Annotated in this window: 10 protein-coding genes; 6 read left to right on the top strand and 4 right to left on the bottom strand. The window is 70.6% G+C overall.

What is annotated here, in order from left to right; genetic code table 11:
* Positions 1–23: 23 nt before the first annotated feature.
* The 4 genes from ACFVDI_RS12915 to ACFVDI_RS12900 all read right to left on the bottom strand — a co-directional run bounded on the left by ACFVDI_RS12915 (position 24) and on the right by ACFVDI_RS12900 (position 5,488).
* Positions 24–1,493 carry a rhamnulokinase family protein gene (locus ACFVDI_RS12915; RefSeq protein ID WP_378905346.1) on the bottom strand — a complete coding sequence of 490 codons (1,470 nt, stop codon included), beginning with the start codon at positions 1,491–1,493 and terminating at the stop codon, positions 24–26.
* Positions 1,494–1,620: 127 nt separating this feature from the next.
* Positions 1,621–3,651: a bifunctional aldolase/short-chain dehydrogenase gene (locus tag ACFVDI_RS12910; protein ID WP_378905343.1), complete on the bottom strand. Its 2,031-nt coding sequence runs from the start codon at positions 3,649–3,651 to the stop codon at positions 1,621–1,623.
* A gap of 134 nt (positions 3,652–3,785) precedes the next feature.
* Positions 3,786–4,955, bottom strand: a complete 1,170-nt coding sequence (rhaI, locus tag ACFVDI_RS12905) for an L-rhamnose isomerase (protein WP_378905340.1) — start codon at positions 4,953–4,955, stop codon at positions 3,786–3,788.
* Positions 4,956–5,149: 194 nt separating this feature from the next.
* Positions 5,150–5,488 (bottom strand): L-rhamnose mutarotase, encoded by a 339-nt coding sequence (locus ACFVDI_RS12900; protein WP_378905337.1) that lies wholly within the window; start codon positions 5,486–5,488, stop codon positions 5,150–5,152.
* Positions 5,489–5,625: 137 nt separating this feature from the next.
* On the opposite strand from ACFVDI_RS12900, the gene ACFVDI_RS12895 reads away from it, so the two are divergent.
* From ACFVDI_RS12895 to ACFVDI_RS12870, 6 genes are all read left to right on the top strand, one after another.
* Positions 5,626–6,669 (top strand): LacI family DNA-binding transcriptional regulator, encoded by a 1,044-nt coding sequence (locus ACFVDI_RS12895; protein WP_378905334.1) that lies wholly within the window; start codon positions 5,626–5,628, stop codon positions 6,667–6,669.
* A 275-nt stretch (positions 6,670–6,944) separates the two neighbouring features.
* Entirely contained in the window at positions 6,945–7,967 is a 1,023-nt protein-coding gene (locus tag ACFVDI_RS12890) for a LacI family DNA-binding transcriptional regulator (RefSeq protein WP_378905331.1), read from the top strand.
* 315 nt (positions 7,968–8,282) lie between these two features.
* Positions 8,283–9,434: a Gfo/Idh/MocA family protein gene (locus ACFVDI_RS12885; protein ID WP_378905328.1), complete on the top strand. Its 1,152-nt coding sequence runs from the start codon at positions 8,283–8,285 to the stop codon at positions 9,432–9,434.
* The gene (locus tag ACFVDI_RS12880) at positions 9,431–10,606 is read left to right on the top strand and encodes a dihydrodipicolinate synthase family protein (RefSeq protein ID WP_378905325.1); all 1,176 of its coding nucleotides are present in this window, start codon (positions 9,431–9,433) and stop codon (positions 10,604–10,606) included. The genes ACFVDI_RS12885 and ACFVDI_RS12880 overlap by 4 nt, the downstream gene beginning before the upstream one ends.
* Positions 10,603–11,454 carry a sugar phosphate isomerase/epimerase family protein gene (locus ACFVDI_RS12875; RefSeq protein ID WP_378905322.1) on the top strand — a complete coding sequence of 284 codons (852 nt, stop codon included), beginning with the start codon at positions 10,603–10,605 and terminating at the stop codon, positions 11,452–11,454. Before ACFVDI_RS12880 ends, ACFVDI_RS12875 begins: the two co-directional genes overlap by 4 nt.
* On the top strand, positions 11,454–12,584 hold the full coding sequence (locus ACFVDI_RS12870; RefSeq protein WP_378905318.1) for a glycerate kinase: 1,131 nt from the start codon (positions 11,454–11,456) through the stop codon (positions 12,582–12,584). Before ACFVDI_RS12875 ends, ACFVDI_RS12870 begins: the two co-directional genes overlap by 1 nt.
* Positions 12,585–12,639 lie beyond the last annotated feature (55 nt).

Below are 12,639 nucleotides of genomic sequence, written 5' to 3'. Positions count from 1 at the left end.
GGGGGCCTTCGGGGTGGGCTGGGTCAGGGGATACGGGCCTCGGCGGCGGCCCAGTCGAGGCCGTCGCGCGGCTCGAAGCGGCGTACGTCGTAGGAGCGGCGGACGAGGTCCCGCATCGCGGGCAGGTCGGGCAGGTCGACCCCGAGGGACCTGCCTTGGACCAGGACGTTGCCGAGGGCCGCCGCCTCGACCGGCCCGGCGAGGACCGGCAGGCCGCAGGCGTCGGCGGTGAGCTGACAGAGCAGCTCGTTCTGCGAGCCGCCGCCGACGACATGGACGACCTCGGGCGAGGTGCCCGCGAGCGCAGCCGCGGTGCGGACGTGGCGGCGGTAGGCGACGGCGAGGCTGTCGAGGATGCAGCGGGTGATGGCGGCCGGCGAGTGCGGGATCGCCTCGTCGGACTCGGTCGCCAGCGCGGCGATCCGCTCCGGCATCGGGTCGGCCGAGCTGCTCGGGGAGAGCAGTCGCGGGTCGTCGATGTCGACCACCGTACGCAGCGGCTCGAGCCCCGCCGCCGCGGCGAGCAGCGCGCCGAGCTCGGCGTTTCGGTAGTTCCGCCCGCTCCAGGAGCGCAGCGACTCGGACAGGACCCACAGGCCCATCACGTTCTTGAGGAACCGGATGGTGCCGTCGACACCGACCTCGTTGGTGAAGTCGGCGATCCGGGCCTCCTCGGTGAGCACCGGACCGTCGAGCTCGAGGCCGACCAGCGACCAGGTGCCCGAGGAGATGTAGGCGAAGTCGCGGCTCTCCGCGGGGACCGCGACGACAGCCGAGGCGGTGTCGTGAGAGCCCACCGCGACCACGGGTACGTCGGCCGATGCCCCCAGATCCTCGGCGACGTCGGGCAGCAGCGGGCCGAGGAAGGAGCCCGGGTCCCGAAGGGGAGGGAGGATCCCTTCGGGAAGCCCGAGCTCCTGGCACAGGTCGACCGCCCAGACGCCCTGGCGGACGTCGTAGAGCTGGGTGGTCGAGGCGTTGGTGCGTTCCGCGCCGATGGCACCGGTCAGCCAGTAGCCGAGCAGGTCCGGCAACAGCAGCATCGTCTCGGCGGCGTCGAGGACGGCGGTCCCTCGGGCCGCGGCGAGCTGGTAGATCGTGTTGAACGCGAGCTGCTGGATGCCGGTGGTGGCGTAGAGCCTGGTCGCGCCGAGCTGGGCGACCACCTTCTCGGCGATCCCCTCGACCCGGGCGTCGCGGTGGCTGAAGACCTGGCCGAGGAGCTGGCCGTCGTGGTCCAGCAGCCCGTGGTCGATGGCCCAGGAGTCGATCCCGATGCCGTGCAGCGGGCCGGTCCGGGCGACCTCGCGGATGCCGGTGAGCATCTCGCGGTGGATGCCGAGCACGTCCCAGAAGAGCGAGCCGCGGACGCGTACCGCCCCGTTGGGAAAGCGGTGCATCTCGTCGATCTCGACCCGGCCGCCACCGATCCGGCCGGACATCACCCGGCCGGAGGTGGCGCCCAGGTCGACCGCGGCGACGCGTACGGTCACGGGTGGCTCCTCGGGGTCGGCGGCGTCGGTTCGTCAAGGTATGCAGACCAACCTGCGCTTCCCACGGGGAGCTCCGCTTGGGAAGCATCGGGTCGGCTGCATACCTCGATGAACATGCGTGACCCGCTCATCGCAAGAACGCAGCCGCGACGCCGGCGTCGACGGGCACGTGCAGGCCGGTGGTGTGGGTCAGGTCCGGACCGCAGAGCACGAAGACGGCGTTGGCGATGTTCTCCGGGAGCACCTCGCGCTTGAGCAGGGTGCGCTGGGCGTAGAACTTGCCGAGCTCCTCCTCCTTGACCCCGTAGACCTCGGCGCGCTTGGCGCCCCAGCCGCCGGCGAAGATGCCGGAGCCCTGGACGACGCCGTCGGGGTTGATGCCGTTGACCTTGATGCCGTGCTCGCCGAGCTCGGCGGCCAGGAGGCGTACCTGGTGGGCCTGGTCGGCCTTCGCGGCTCCGTAGGCGACGTTGTTGGGACCGGCGAAGAGGGAGTTCTTCGAGGAGATGTAGACGATGTCGCCGCCCATCTCCTGCTCGATGAGCACCTTGGCGGCCGCCTTCGAGACCAGGAACGAGCCCTTGGCCATCACGTCGTGCTGGAGGTCCCAGTCGCGCTCGGTGGTCTCCAGCAGCGACTTGGACAGCGAGAGTCCGGCGTTGTTGACGACCAGGTCGACCCCGCCGAAGGCGAGCACCGCGGCGTCGAACATCGCCTGCACGGCGGCCTCGTCGGAGACGTCGGCGGCGAGACCCACGGCGACATCGGGCCCGCCGATCTCGGCGGCCGCAGCCTCGGCCTTGGCGAGGTCGAGGTCGGCGATCACGACGCAGGCGCCCTCGGCAGCGAGCCGCTTCGCGGTCGCCTTGCCGATGCCGGAAGCGGCGCCGGTGACCAGGGCGACCCTGGTGGCGAGCGGCTTGGGGGCCGGCATCCGCTGGAGCTTGGCCTCCTCGAGCGCCCAGTACTCGATCCGGAACTTCTCCGACTCGTCGATCGGGGCGTACGTCGAGAGCCCCTCGGCCCCACGCATCACGTTGATCGCGTTGACGTAGAACTCCCCCGCCACCCGGGCGGTCTGCTTGTTCCTGCCGAAGGAGAACATGCCGACCCCGGGGACCAGGACGATGAGCGGGTCCTTGCCGCGGATGGCTGGGCTGTTCGCGTCCTTGTGCCGGTCGTAGTAGGCCTGGTAGTCCTCGCGGTAGCTCACCGCGAGCTCCTTGAGGCGAGCGATCGACTCCTCGACGGTCGCGGTGGCCGGGAGGTCGAGGACCAGCGGCTTCACCTTGGTGCGCAGGAAGTGGTCGGGGCAGGAGGTGCCGAGCTCGGCCAGGCGCGGGTGGGCCTCGCTGGCCAGGAAGTCGAGGACCACCTGCGAGTCGTTGAAATGTCCGACCATCGGCTGGTCCGCCGAGGCGAGGCCGCGGATCGTGGGAGCGAGAGCCGCTGCCTTCGTACGCCGCTCCTGCTCCGGAAGGGCCGCGTAACCCTCGAGCGTGGGACCGAACGGCTCGGCCTTGCTGTGCTCTTCGATGTAGGCCGCTGCCGTGTCGATGATCCAGAGCGAGTTCTTCTCGGCCTCCTCGGACGTATCGCCCCAGGCGGTGATGCCGTGGCCACCGAGGATGCAGCCGACCGCCTGCGGGTTCTTCGCCTTGATCTCGGCGATGTCGAGGCCGAGCTGGAAGCCGGGTCGGCGCCACGGCACCCAGACGACCTGGTCGCCGAAGATCGTGGTGGTCAGCGTCTCGCCGTCGGCGGCCGTCGCGATCGCGATGCCGGAGTCGGGGTGGAGGTGGTCGACATGCTCGGCGTCGACGAGGCCGTGCATGGCGGTGTCGATCGAAGGTGCCGCGCCGCCCTTGCCGTGGAGGCAGTAGTCGAACGCGGCGACCATCTCGTCCTCGCGCTCGACGCCCGGGTAGACGTCGACCAGCGCGCGCATCCGGTCGAGCCGGAGCACGGCGAGACCGCTCTCCTTCAGCGTGCCGAGGTCACCGCCGGACCCCTTCACCCAGAGCAGCTCGACGTCCTGGCCGGTCACCGGGTCGGTCGCGGTGCCCTTGGCGGAGGTGTTGCCGCCGGCGTAGTTGGTGTTCTTCGGATCCGCGCCGAGACGATTCGAGCGCGCGATCAGGTCTTCTGCAGTCGTCATTGCTTCCCTTGTTTCTTGGTGTGGGGTCGCGTGGGGCCCGGGCGCTGTTCGTCTAGGTATGCAGCCGAGCAGTCACTTCCCACGCGGAGTTCCGCATGGGGAGTGATGGCTGGGCTGCGTACCTTGACGAACATTCAGCTCCAGCCCGCCTGGGTGCCGCCGACTCGGGCGGTCTCGATCTGTTCCTGGTGACCGCTGGCGAGGTAGGCGCGCATCGGGTCCGCGGGCAGGCCACGGTCCTCACGCCACCCGCCGAGGTCGGGGCGTACGTCGGTGTAGAAGGCGTCCATGAAGATCTCGTTGGCCAGGAGTACGTCGCCGTCCTCCTGCGCCCGGGAGAGAGCATCGGTGTCGAGGAGGAGCGCCCGTGCGGACATCTCCTGAACGTTGAGCACGGAGCGGATCTGGCCCGGGATCTTCTTCTCGATGTTGTGACACTGGTCGAGCATGAAGGCGACCCCGCCCTCGGCCACCGGCTTGAAGCCGCCGCCGCGGACCACCTCGACGAGGATCCGGAAGAGCTGGAACGGGTCGGCCGCACCGACGATCAGGTCGTCGTCGGCGTAGAAGCGGCTGTTGAAGTCGAAGGAGCCGAGCTTCCCCAGCCGCAGCAGCTGCATCACGATGAACTCGATGTTGGTGCCGGGCGCGTGGTGGCCGGTGTCGAGGCAGACCACGGCCCGCTCGCCGAGGGTGTTGACCTGGGCGAACGAGGTGCCCCAGTCCGGGACGTCGGTGTGGTAGAACGCCGGCTCGAAGAACTTGTACTCGAGCACGAGGCGCTGGTCTTGACCGAGGCGCTCGTAGATGGTGGCGAGAGACTCGGCGAGCCGGTCCTGGCGTCCACGCATGTCGGCCTGGCCGGGGTAGTTGGAGCCCTCGGCGAGCCAGATCTTCAGGTCGCGCGAGCCGGTCGCGTTCATCACCTCGATGCACTCGAAATGGTGGTCGATCGCCTTCTGACGGATCTTGGCGTCGGTGTGGGTGAGCGCACCGAGCTTGTAGTCGTCGTCCTGGAAGGTGTTGGAGTTGATCGTGCCGAGCGCGATCCCCTGGTCCTCGGCGTAGCTGCGCAGGGCGGCGTAGTCGTCGACCTTGTCCCACGGGATGTGCAGCGCGACGCTCGGCGCCAGGCCGGTGAAGCGGTGGACGGCCGCGGCGTCGGCGACCTTCTCCTCGGGGGTGCGCGGCGTGCCCGGGGTGCCGAAGACCTTGAACCGGGTCCCCGAGTTTCCGTAGGCCCACGAGGGGACCTCGATCTCGAGGGCGGCCAGGTCGCCCGAGATCTGGTCGAACGTCGTCATCGGAGAGCCTCTCTATCTGCGAGTTGAAAGGTTTCAAAGCGCGCATCCGACGTTAGTGGCGCACGTCACTCGCGTCAAGAGGAGGCTGGCTTTAGTCGCGTTTCAGTTTCACGCCGACCGCCGCCGAGTCGGCCCGTCCTGACCACGACCGTCGCCGAGTCGGCGCGTCAGGACGAGCCGACTCGGCGAGGGATTCAGTCGCGACCGAGCTGGTCCTCGAGATGGAAGACCTCCTCAAGACGGAGGAAGCCCTCGTCGGGGGCGACGCCGTCGAGGTCCTCGAAGAACTCCGCCATCTCCGCCTGCCAGCGGGCGTTGACCTCGGTGGCCGCCATCCCGGCCTGAGCAGCCTCGATGGAGGGGGTCTCGACGTAGCCGATGAGCAGGCCGTCGGGGCGGAGGAACAGGGAGTAGTTGTGCCACCCGGTCTCCGCGAGCGCCTGGAGCATGTCGGGCCAGACGGCGGCGTGGCGCCGCTTGTACTCCTCGATGCGCTCGGGCTTGACCTGCAGCTGGAAGCAGACGCGCTCCATGACGACCTCCGATGAAACGATTTAGGCACGGACGCTAATGAGCATGTCCGACATCGGTCAATCCAGGTAGCGTCCTTCCTCGTCACAGCGCCGCCCACGGCCTATGCTGCGATTGAACGTTTCAGGAAGGAGCCCAGGTGGCGATCACCCCAGGTGCGGGCACACCGCGTAGCGCCTCGGTCAAGGACGTCGCGGCCACCGCAGGCGTCTCTCTCGGCACGGTGTCGAACGTCCTCAACCGTCCCGATCGGGTCAGCCGTACGACACGGGAGCGTGTCGAGCGGGCGATGGCCGAGCTGGGCTTCGTGCGCAACGAGTCCGCGCGCTCGCTGCGCACCGGCAGCACCCAGTCGCTGGCCTACGTCATGCTCGACGCCGGCAACCCGTTCTTCACCGACGTCGCCCGCGGCATCGAGCTGGCCGCCGAGGCGGCCGGCCTCTCCCTGTTCCTGTGCAACAGCGACGGGCGCTCGGCCCGCGAGGGCGCCCACCTGGCTCACCTGCAGCAGCAGCGGGTCCAGGGCATCCTGATCACCCCTGTCGACCCGGATGATCCGCAGATCGACCAGCTGAGCGAGCGCGGCACCCCGGTCGTCATCGTCGACCGCACCCGAGCGGGCTCGTCGTTCTGCTCCGTCGCCGTCGACGACGTCCTCGGCGGGCGGCTGGCCGTGGAGCACCTCATCGACGCGGGCCACAAGCGGGTGGCGTACGTCGGTGGGCCGGAGTCGATCGGACAGGTCCGCGACCGCGGCGAGGGTGCCCGGCAGGCCTGGGCCGAGGCCGGTCTCCCGCCCGAGGACCTGATCACGCTTTCCTGCGAGGCACCGACCGTCGCCTGCGGCCGCGCGGCGGGCGAGCGGCTCGTCGGACTGCCGGCCCGCCGCCGCCCCACCGCCGCGTTCTGCGCCAACGACCTGCTCGCACTCGGGCTGCTCCAGCAGACGATCTCCGGCGGCCGGACCGTACCCGGCGACCTGGCGATCGTCGGCTACGACGACATCGAGTTCGCTGCTGCCGCGGCCGTGCCCCTCACCTCCGTACGCCAGCCCCGTCAGGACCTCGGCCGCCGCGCCGCCGAACTGCTCCTCGACGAGGTCGGCAACCCCGCCCACCAGCACGAGCAGGTCGTCTTCACCCCCGAGCTCGTCGCCCGCGCCTCCACCCTCGGCCGCCCCTGACCTCGCCGACCCGGCGCGTCTGCCCCAGCTTCAACCGCCGAGTCGGCGCAAATGTCCCGGCATTCCGCGTCGAGTCGGCGAGTCTGTCCCAGGCTCTGTGACAGACGCGCCGACTCGACAGGTTCAGGCGGGACATCTGAGCCGACTCGACGGGCAGGCGCGGGACTGATGCGCCGACTCGGCGATGGGGTGGGGCGGCTGAGGAGACACGGAGCGCGGCGTACGTCATCGTCGGATGCCCTAGGCTCCAGAAACGGAAGCCGAAGGAGAGTCAGTTGGCCGGAGAACGCGCAGCGACGCTGAGCGATGTCGCCCGCGAGGCAGGTGTCTCGCTGGCCACCGCGTCGCGCGCGCTGAACGGGAGCGACCGAGTCGTCCGCCCCGAGCTGCAGGAGCGCGTCCTGGCGGCGGCTAACAAGCTCGGCTACACCCCCAACGCCAACGCCCAGGCGATGGCGCGCGGCTCGACCGAGACGGTCGGGCTGCTGGTCAAGGACATCTCCGACCCCTACTTCTCCACGATCGCCGGCGGCCTGGCCGATGAGGCCGAGAAGCACGGTCTGCTGGTGATGCTGTGCAACACCGGCGGTCAGCCTGAGCGTGAGAAGAAGTTCCTGGCCGCCCTGCGGCGCCAGCGGAGCCGGGCGATCGTGCTGGCAGGTAGCGACACGGCCGATGTGCGCCACACCGGCGAGGTCGCCGACCTGCTGACCTCCTACCTGGACGGCGGCGGCCGGGCGGCCGCGATCAGCCAACCCCGCCTACCGGTGGACACTGTCGTGATCGACAACCACGGGGGCGCCAAGGCCCTGGCCGAACGGCTGATCAGCCTCGGCTACCACCGCGCGGCGGTGCTCACCGGACCCGAGGACCTGCTGGTCTCCGCCGAGCGTCAGGCGGGGTTCGCGGAGGGGTGGCTCGAGGCGACCGGCTCCGAGCCGGTGACCGTCGGGGGCGAGTTCAGCCGCGACGGCGGCCATCGGGCGATGTCCCGGCTGCTCGAGGACGGCCCGGAGGTCGACTGCATCTTCGCGGTCAACGACCTGATGGCCGTCGGCGCCCTGGCCGCCTGCCGGGAGGCCGGCGTCGAGGTCGGACGCGACCTCGCCGTCGCCGGCTTCGACGACATCGAGACCCTCCGCGACGTGACGCCGGGACTCACCACCGTACGTCTCCCCTTGGCCGCCATCGGCCGGCTGGCTCTCGAGCTCGTGCTCGGTGAGCCGTCGGCGGAGCTTCGTAACAAACCCGTCCACGGCGAGGTCGTCCTGCGGGAGAGCACTCCGCCACGCGGCTGAGCCCGCTCGAGTCGGCGCAACTGTCCCACTCCCGCGCCGACTCGGCACTCTGAGACGGAGCAGATGCGCCGGCTCGACCCCTCAGAGCGGGACAGACGCACCGACTCGGCCCTTCCCTGCGGGACAGACGCGCCGACTCGGCCCTTCCCTGCGGGACAGACGCGCCGACTCGGCACTTCCGTGCGGGACAGACGCGCCGAGTCGGCGACGGCTGGGCGGAACGGCCCACTTGCGATGGGCGTCACACTTGCCATACCGTGACGGAAAGCGCTTTCCCCCACCGTTTCACCGCACTCCAGCAGACGAGGACCTCACATGGCCACACGACGGCTCGGCATCATCATGAACGGCGTCACGGGACGTATGGGCTACCGCCAGCACCTGGTGCGCAGCATCCTGGCGATCCAGGAGCAGGGCGGCGTGGAGCTCTCCGACGGCACCCGGATCCAGCCCGACCCGATCCTCGTCGGCCGCAACGCCGAGAAGCTCCAGGACATCGCCAAGGAGCATGGTCTGGACCGTTGGACGACCGATCTCGACGAGGCGTTGGGCAACGCCGAGGACACGGTCTACTTCGACGCGCAGCTGACCAACGTCCGCGAGGCCGCCATCACCAAGGCGATCGCGGCCGGCAAGCACGTCTACACCGAAAAGCCGATCGCCGACGACGTCGAGGGCTCGCTGCGCCTCGCCCGTCTGGCCGAGGACGCCGGCGTGAAGAGCGGCGTCGTCCACGACAAGCTCTACCTGCCCGGCCTGCTCAAGCTCAAGCGGCTCGTCGACTCCGACTTCTTCGGCCGCATCCTCAGCGTGCGCGGCGAGTTCGGATACTGGGTCTTCGAGGGCGATCTGCAGCCTTCCCAGCGGCCGAGCTGGAACTATCGCAAGGAGGACGGCGGCGGGATCACCGTCGACATGTTCCCCCACTGGAACTACGTCCTGGAGAACCTCTTCGGCAAGGTCGAGGCCGTCACCGCCAAGGTCGTCACCCACATCCCGGAGCGCTGGGACGAGAAGGGCGCGCGTTACGAGGCGACCGCCGACGACTCCGCCTACGGCATCTTCGAGCTGGAGGGCGAGATCATGGCCCAGATCAACTCCTCGTGGGCGACCAGGGTCAACCGCGGCGAGCTGGTCGAGTTCCACGTCGACGGCACCCACGGCTCCGCCGTCGCCGGCCTGCACCACTGCGTCACCCAGGACCGCAACCTGACCCCGAAGCCGGTCTGGAATCCGGATCTCGTCGAGTCGATCCGGTTCCGTGAGCTCTGGAACGAGGTCCCCGACAACCAGCCCTTCGACAACGGCTTCAAGGCGCAGTGGGAGCAGTTCATCCGCTACGTCGAGGGCGACGGCGACCACCCCTACGACTTCATGGCCGGCGTCCGCGGCCTACGGCTCGCCGAGGCCGGGCTCACCTCCTCGGCCGAGGGCCGCCGGGTCGAGCTCGGAGAGATCGAGCTGTGACCTCCGTACGCTTCCCCCTGCCCGACGGCGGCACCGACCTCTACCCGCTCGCAGCCCCCAAGGAGTGGACGAGACCGACCGCGCCGTTCACCTCCCGCACCGCCTACGCCGCCGCCCACGTCGTCCCCCGCACGCTGGCCGAGAACGTCCCCGGCGCACCCGCGGACATCGACTGGGACTCGACGCTCGCCTATCGCCACGAGCTGTGGTCCTACGGCCTCGGCGTCGCGGAGGCGATGGACACCGCCCAGCGCGGCATGGGCGTGGACTGGACCGCCGCGGCCGAGCTGATCCGCCGCTCGGCCGCCGAGGCGGCGACCGTGGGCGGCTCGATCGCCTGCGGCGCCGGCACCGACCAGCTGGTCCTGTCCGCCGTCCCCGAGGGTCGTCAAGGTCTGGACACCGTCATCGACGCCTACCGCGAGCAGATGAAGGTCGTCGCCGACACCGGAGCGACCACGATCGTGATGGCCTCACGTGCCTTGGCCAAGGTCGCCCGTGACGCCGAGGACTACGTCGAGGTCTACGCGACCCTGCTCGACGAGGCCGACGGCCCGGTCATCCTGCACTGGCTGGGCGACATGTTCGACCCGGCTCTGGGCGGCTACTGGGGCTCGGCGGACGTCGACGAGGCGACCCAGACGTTCCTCGACGTCATCCGGGCCCGTCCCGGCAAGGTCGACGGGGTCAAGGTCTCGCTCCTCGACGCCGAGCACGAGGTCGGGTTGCGCCGGGCGCTGCCCGAAGGCGTACGTCTCTACACGGGGGACGACTTCAACTACCCCGAGCTGATCGTCGGTGACGGGGATGACTTCTCGCACGCGCTGCTCGGCATCTTCGCGGCGATCTACCCGGCCGCCTCGGCCGCGCTGCAGGCGCTCGATGACAACGACCCCGGCACCGCGCGGCAGCTGCTGGAGAGCACCCAGGCGCTCGGCCGGAAGATCTTCGAGGCGCCGACCTACCACTACAAGACCGGGATCGCGTTCCTCTCCTGGTTGAACGGCCACCAGCCGGCCTTCTCGATGGCCGGCGGTCTGCACGCCGGACGCTCGGTGCCCCATCTGGCCGAGGTCTTCCGGCTGGCCGACGCGGCCGGCCTGCTGACCAACCCCGACCTCGCGGCCGCACGGATGCGCGCCTTCCTCACCGTGCAAGGAGTCGACCAGTGAGCGACCACGGCACCGGCCTCGAGCGGCTCTCCCTCAACACCAAGACCACCAACTCCTGGACCCTCGCCGAGGCCGTCGACGGAGCCGCTCGCGCCGGCATCCCGGCGATGGGCCTGTGGCGCGACCGCGTCCAGGAGGCAGGCGTGGAGAAGGCGGCCAAGCTCGTACGCGACGCCGGGCTGCGCGTCTCCTCGCTCTGCCGCGGCGGGTTCCTGACCGCGTCCGAGCCTGCGGGGATCGCGGAAGCGCTCGCCGACAACAACCGGGCGGTCGACGAGGCCGCGACGCTGGGCACCGACGCGCTGGTGATGGTCGTCGGCGGCCTCCCCGAGGGCGACGTCGACCTGGCCGGGGCCAGGGAGCGGGTTGCCGAGCGGCTCGCCGAGCTCGCCCCCTACGCCCAGGCCGCCGGCGTGAGGCTCCTCCTGGAGGCGCTCCATCCGATGTACGTCGCCGACCGGGCGGTCATCTCCACCCTCGGCCAGGCGCTCGACCTGGCCGTACCGCACTCGGTCGACGCGGTCGCGGTCGTCGTCGACACCTTCCACGTCTTCTGGGACCCCGACCTCGCCGCCCAGGTGGCCCGCGCGGGCGAGGAGGGGCGGATCGCGGCGTACCAGGTCTGCGACTTCAACCTGCCGATCCCCGCCGACGCGCTGCTCGCCCGCGGGATGATGGGCGACGGGGTCATCGACTTCGCCTCGATCACGCGGATGGTCGCCGAGACCGGATACACCGGCGACGTCGAGGTCGAGATCTTCAACGAGGCCGTCTGGGCCGCCGACCCCGACGAGGTGCTCGCCACCATGGCGCAGCGCTACCGCGACCTCGTCCTCCCCCACCTGTGATGGCCGCCCACCAGCCTGACGGTCGGGTCGTCGTGGTCGCCTGCGACAAGTTCAAGGGCTCCCTGACCGCGCGCGAGGTCGACGAGGCGGTGGCCGCCGGGATCCTCGCGGCGAACCCCGAGACAGAGGTACGCATCGTGCCGATCGCCGACGGCGGCGACGGCACCGTGGCGGCGCTGGCCGGCGCCGGCTTCCGCCTGGTCCCGGTGACGGTCGCCGGTCCGACGCTCGAGCCGGTGGCGGCGCACTACGCCGTCCGCGGCGACCTGGCGGTCGTCGAGCTGGCCGACACCTGCGGGCTGCTGCGGTTGCCCGAGGGCCGGCTGGCCCCGCTCACCGCCTCCTCCCGCGGGCTGGGCGAGGCCGTGCTCGCCGCCGTCGACGGCGGCGCCCGCACGGTCGTCATCGGTCTGGGCGGCAGTGCCAGCAACGACGGCGGCGCGGGGATGCTCCGCGCCCTCGGCGTACGCCTCCTGGACGCCTCCGGGGCCGAGCTCGCGGAAGGTGGCGCGGCTCTCCAGGACCTGGCGCGCATCGACCTCGACGGCCTCGACCCACGCCTGCGGGAGACGGAGTTCGTGGTCGCCTGCGACGTCGACAACCCGCTCCTCGGCCCCCGCGGCGCGGTCGCCACCTTCTCCGCGCAGAAGGGCGCCGGCCCTGAAGAACAGGCCATCCTCGAGGCGTCGTTGACGACGTACGCCTCCCTCGTCTCCGACGCTCTCGACCGCGCCGCACCGGCCGACACCCCTGGTGCAGGCGCGGCCGGGGGCGTCGGGTTCGCCGCGCTCGCGGTGCTGGGCGGCCGGGTCGAGCGGGGCGTCCACCTCCTCCTCGACCTGGTCGGCTTCCACGAGGCTTTGGTCGGCGCCGACCTGGTGGTCACCGGCGAGGGTTCGTTCGACCACCAGACCCTGTCCGGCAAGGCCCCCCTCGGCGTACTCGAGGCGGCGGCGAGGCGCGGCATCCCCGCCGCCGTCCTGTGCGGCCGCACCACCCTCTCCTCCGCTGAGGCCGAGCAGGCCGGAGCCACCACGGTCCGCGCGCTGACCGACCTCGAGCCGGACCCCGAGCGCTGCATGACGAACGCCGCCGAGCTGCTCACACAGCTCGGCGGCGGACTCGTGTAACACGTCGTTCGTAGGTCTATCCGGTCGTTCTGATAGGGCGAGTAGTCCTACGAAC

This window comes from Nocardioides sp. NPDC057767, from assembly GCF_042798275.1.
Classification (GTDB): domain Bacteria; phylum Actinomycetota; class Actinomycetes; order Propionibacteriales; family Nocardioidaceae; genus Nocardioides.
Note: the sequence above shows the minus strand (reverse complement) of the source record. Positions and strands in the feature narration are given on the sequence as shown.

Excerpts from the sequence above, each read along its gene's own strand:
- ACFVDI_RS12870 (WP_378905318.1), top strand. The coding sequence starts at position 11,454 with ATGGCCGCCCACCAGCCTGACGGTCGGGTCGTCGTGGTCGCCTGCGAC.
- ACFVDI_RS12885 (WP_378905328.1), top strand. The coding sequence starts at position 8,283 with ATGGCCACACGACGGCTCGGCATCATCATGAACGGCGTCACGGGACGT.
- rhaI (WP_378905340.1), bottom strand. The coding sequence starts at position 4,955 with ATGACGACGTTCGACCAGATCTCGGGCGACCTGGCCGCCCTCGAGATC.
- ACFVDI_RS12910 (WP_378905343.1), bottom strand. The coding sequence starts at position 3,651 with ATGACGACTGCAGAAGACCTGATCGCGCGCTCGAATCGTCTCGGCGCG.
- ACFVDI_RS12900 (WP_378905337.1), bottom strand. The coding sequence starts at position 5,488 with ATGGAGCGCGTCTGCTTCCAGCTGCAGGTCAAGCCCGAGCGCATCGAG.